General features: G+C 51.4%; 5 protein-coding genes. 2 read left to right on the forward strand and 3 right to left on the reverse strand.

Features of this window, described 5'->3' with window-relative positions:
• Window positions 1–51 precede the first annotated feature (51 nt).
• Entirely contained in the window at window positions 52–246 is a 195-nt protein-coding gene (locus BM122_RS20630) for a hypothetical protein (protein WP_074907479.1), read from the reverse strand.
• Between the two features lie 160 nt (window positions 247–406).
• Between BM122_RS20630 and BM122_RS20635 the strand changes: the two genes are divergently transcribed.
• On the forward strand, window positions 407–1,018 hold the full coding sequence (locus BM122_RS20635) for a helix-turn-helix transcriptional regulator (protein WP_218152203.1): 612 nt from the start codon (window positions 407–409) through the stop codon (window positions 1,016–1,018).
• Between the two features lie 224 nt (window positions 1,019–1,242).
• Window positions 1,243–1,743 (forward strand): hypothetical protein, encoded by a 501-nt coding sequence (locus BM122_RS20640; protein WP_177198243.1) that lies wholly within the window; start codon window positions 1,243–1,245, stop codon window positions 1,741–1,743.
• A 335-nt stretch (window positions 1,744–2,078) separates the two neighbouring features.
• Here the strand turns inward: BM122_RS20640 and BM122_RS20645 are convergent, their stop codons facing one another.
• Window positions 2,079–3,503: a phospholipase D-like domain-containing protein gene (locus BM122_RS20645; RefSeq protein ID WP_074907484.1), complete on the reverse strand. Its 1,425-nt coding sequence runs from the start codon at window positions 3,501–3,503 to the stop codon at window positions 2,079–2,081.
• A partial coding sequence (locus BM122_RS20650; protein ID WP_177198244.1) for a transposase occupies window positions 3,493–3,803 on the reverse strand: 311 nt, incomplete at its 5' end. The genes BM122_RS20645 and BM122_RS20650, both read right to left, overlap by 11 nt.

The following is a 3,803-nucleotide window of genomic DNA, read 5'->3' on the forward strand; positions in this document are numbered from 1 at the left end:
GCCGACAACAGCGATTTGTTTCATGTTGGTCTCCTGTTTAAGTTGAAATTGCTACCGTACCCCTAGCAGGGTGGAGGAGTCCATTCCATTGCTCTGGTAGGGAGTAATAGCAAGCTCAACTTCTCTCTGTTCGTTGGCCCCTGCCAGTTGCGTGCGCACAATGGCAGCCGCAAGGATCAGGGTGATTTCGCCGGCTCGGTGGCTGGCCGACATCTCAGATGGGTGAGGCAGTTCGAGGTGCTTCATGATGGCTCCAGGGAATGGTAATGGCTACACATAGTGCATGGCTTCTTCCCAATAGGATGGCAAAAGAGAGCAACAACTCGATTGCGTTATTTGTTTCGCAAGATATTTTTGCTTTTTAGTTTTTGCAATTATAGAATGCCGGTTTAGGAGGTTATTCATCATGCCCAAAAATATCAGTTTAGGCACTAGCCAAAAGATCTCACAGAAGTTGATCGGCTATCGCGTCAAGGCTGCACGCGAGGCAAAACAGTGGACGCAGGATCTGCTCGCTCGAGGACTGGGACTCAAGGACCGCCAATCCGTCTCTGATATCGAGAACGGTAAGCGTGCGCTCAAACCAGAGGAATTACTGCTGCTCTCCGAACTGCTGGAGCGGGAAATTGAATTTTTTATCGATCCTTTTGCCGTAGCTGGCGAGGCACAGTTCTCATGGCGTGTGGCCCCTGAAGTTTCCGAAGATCGTCTTGACGAGTTCGAGTTGAAGGCCGGTCAATGGATCGGCCTGCTGCGTTGGTTACGCGAACAGCGAGAAGGCCGGGCAAGCGTGCTCAAGCGTGCGCTACGTCTGTCGGCACAGTCATCATTCGAAGATGCCCAGGAGCGCGCCGAAAGTTTGGTAGCCGAGCTTGATTTGGGCATGATCCCGGCCGAAACGCTGATTGAAAAAATCGAGCGGGAGCTCGATATTCCTGTGCTGTTCACTCCTACCCGTCATTTGAGAACGAAGTCCACAACCTCGTTTTGTTTTTGTTTAGGTAATATAAATCAATAGATTACGCGCGGACTAATCAAGTGGTTGATTTACAGCATTGGTAGGTAATGGAAACTGCTCGATGATCCAACGAGTGAGAATGCCATTGATGACGCACCTCCAATCACAGCATTTGGTGAAATCGACAGGCTGATTTTGGTCGATTTAACAACTCACCTGCGTCTCAAACATGCCAACAAGATATCTTGGTTGATATTTCTTTTGATGCCCGGCATGATACGCACTTGAAAAGATTTCTTTCAGCCGTGTGGATTCAATTGTTTAGGACGAGCAGAATCAGTTTCGGAGGAACAGCGGCAGTCGTTACCAGCATGGCCTTGATTAGCGGTCTCAGTGCTGCAGACGCGACAAAATCAATTATTGTAAGCGCCCTTCTCATTGCAGCTCTCGCCGATAACCTTACCGACGCCTTGAGCATTCACACTTTTCAGGAATCTGAACAGCTTAATCAGAAATACGCCTTCATCGGAACTATAACGAATTTTATCACGAGGCTATTGTTAACCATTAGTTTCGTATTCCTGGTTGGATTGTCCCCGCTTGAGCATGTCGCCAAAGTGACTATTGCATGGGGGATGTTGCTCCTTGCCACATTAACTTATCTAGTGGCGCACGAACGTAAAGTGAAGCCCATGCTAGAAATTGTCAAACATTTGTTGATTGCTTCTGCGATAATCATAGCAAGCAATCTGATCCCAACCTGGATAGGAGCATTGCTGGGTTAATTTCACCCTTGCGCGAAGCCCTTCGGAAATCGTTGATAGTAGAAATATTGATTCTGAAATCCTGCCATAATTACTGGTATGGAAATATGCGACCCACTGCAGTATATTGCTAATCATAAAGTGCTTATTGTCAATGGCGGAATTCATTATTAACTCGCTCGACCCTTTCGTAGAACAGGGTATGCGTAAGTAACTGCTGAAACTGTATGGTCTCTATCTGAATGGCTTCATCGACAGCAGCAGGATCAGCTTAAGCACAGATCAAGCTTAAATTCATGCGCTGACGCACTTTGCCAGCTGGTCGCCCCCATATCGGCGCATCGCTTGATCACCGGTCAGAGCTGAAAACCGATCCACAGCACTAACCCTTCGATGAAGTCACGCCACAAGCCGGGTGGCTGCACGAGATAAGGATCGGCTGCGTGGCGTTCACGCTCGAACCATGCGCAAAGGCGGGCAATATCACTGGCGTCGTGCAGAGCAACCATGAGTTCGTAATTGAGGAACAGGCTCCGACTATCCAGGTTGGCTGAACCCGCTAGCGCGAGCACATCGTCGACGAACGCGGCCTTAGCGTGCAGCATCTGCGGCGCGAGCCAAACGCGCACTCTCGCAGTGGCAAGCGCGCGCAATGAACGATGCCGCGCAATGTCGGCTAGGAAATAATTGGATCTTGCAGGCAACAGTAAATCCACTTCCACACCCCGCCTTACCGCTAGGCATAGCGCCATCAGCAGTGCGTCATCGAGAAGGACATATGGCGAAACGAGGGCAATACGTCTGCTTGCGCGGTAGCCCGCGCTGACGAGCAGTGCGTGAATGGTATCGTCAGCCTGATCCGGGCCCGATGCGATAATCTGCCCTGAAGCCTCTGCTGCTACAGCGAGAGGGATGGGCTTAGCATTGGCCGTGGGCGCTTCGCTTCTCACGGCGAAGGCCCAATCACGCTCAAACAGATCGGCTGCCTGACGCGCGAGCGGGCCTTGCAGATCGAAGCTTAAATCATGCCACGACGAGCTGCTGGGCTGTGCATCGAAATAATGCGCGGCTAGATTACGTCCGCCGCACCACAACCGCTCTTGCACGCAGCCAGCGTCGGCAATCACGAGCTTGCGATGATTGCGTAGATTCGTTCGGCTCCGAAGATTGAAACGCAGCAAAGGCGCAAACAGCCCGACACGGCCTCCTGCCTGAACGAATGACAATAGATCGGGTCGCCCGCCCATCATGTAGCCCACACCATCAAGCAACAATCGTACCTCCACGCCGGAGCGCGCCTTGGCTGTGAGATGCGAGAGTATTGTCGCGCCTACGGTATCTCGCCCGAGTATGAAGCTGCATACATCAAGAGTATTGCACGCACCATCGATCAGCTGTAGCAGCGCTTGCAGCGACTCCGTGCCATCGACATGGATACATAAAGCCCGATAGTTAGCCGGACGCGGTTGCCCGAGTGCAGCAGCCATTTCAGCGGGCCAAACACCACGATCAGCGTTGAGTGGAATTGCATGGGCGCTCGCGCGTAAGCGACCGCTACGAGTGAGTTTGCGGGTGCCGAACAGCAGGTACAGCGGCAACGCAGCGTAAGGCAACAGCATCATGAACAATACCCAGCCAACCGCAGCGGAAGGATGCCGGCGTTGCTGCAGTACATGCGTGGCAACCACATACACGAGCAGACCAATGACGGCAAACAACCCGTGCAGCAGCAACCAATTCGTAAGTATAGCCGATCCTATATAAAATGATTTAAATTTCATAAGCGGCAAAGAGCTGCTCGATGGAACAACCTTCCCTTTTTCTGATAGCTTTGGCCTGGGCCCATTTTGGTTCAATATCATTTAAGTCTGGGGAATAAGGCGGCAGATATTCAAGCGTATGCCCGGCATTGGCAATAGTGGTTTGGATATCCAGCCGTTTATGGAAAGTTGCGTTGTCCATGACAATCACGCAAGCGGGTAGAAGTTTAGGTAAAAGGTCCTGCGTCACCCATGCATAGAAAATGTCGGCGGTGATATTGGCTATGAACAGGCTTATGGTCAGGAGCGTCTTTCCGATCA

Origin of the sequence: Nitrosomonas communis, from assembly GCF_900114745.1 — a bacterium.
GTDB lineage: Bacteria > Pseudomonadota > Gammaproteobacteria > Burkholderiales > Nitrosomonadaceae > Nitrosomonas > Nitrosomonas communis_A.

Excerpts from the sequence above, each read along its gene's own strand:
- BM122_RS20630 (WP_074907479.1), bottom strand. The coding sequence starts at position 246 with ATGAAGCACCTCGAACTGCCTCACCCATCTGAGATGTCGGCCAGCCAC.
- BM122_RS20635 (WP_218152203.1), top strand. The coding sequence starts at position 407 with ATGCCCAAAAATATCAGTTTAGGCACTAGCCAAAAGATCTCACAGAAG.
- BM122_RS20645 (WP_074907484.1), bottom strand. The coding sequence starts at position 3,503 with ATGAAATTTAAATCATTTTATATAGGATCGGCTATACTTACGAATTGG.